Source organism: Rhodococcus sp. IEGM 1409 (assembly GCF_030056735.1).
Lineage (GTDB): Bacteria > Actinomycetota > Actinomycetes > Mycobacteriales > Mycobacteriaceae > Rhodococcus_F.
In genome coordinates this window covers 1-278 of the sequence record NZ_JASHKN010000029.1, presented here as the reverse complement: position 1 = coordinate 278, position 278 = coordinate 1, and the positions used below count along the sequence as shown (strand labels likewise).

At 56.5% G+C, this 278-nt stretch carries 1 protein-coding gene; it reads right to left on the bottom strand.

What is annotated here, in order from left to right:
• Positions 1 to 263 (bottom strand): AMP-binding enzyme (locus tag QM716_RS29165; protein WP_502942177.1); only part of this gene is annotated, 263 nt, incomplete at its 3' end.
• Between the last annotated feature and the right edge of the window lie 15 nt (positions 264 to 278).

Sequence of the window (278 nt, the reverse complement as noted above, 5' to 3'; positions counted from 1 at the left end):
AACAACTTCCGATCCAACTTCCCCGAAGCATTCAACGGGAACGCATCCAACACCACAAACTGCGACGGCACCATATACGACGCCAACCGCTCCCCCACACCCACCTTCACCACATCAACATCAACCGAACACCCCACCGCAGCAGTGACATACGCAACCAACTGATCACGCCACACCACCACCACCACAGAACCCACACCCACCTGATCCCGAACCGCAGACTCGATCTCCCCCAACTCGATCCGCTGACCACGCAACTTCACCTGAAAATCACTACG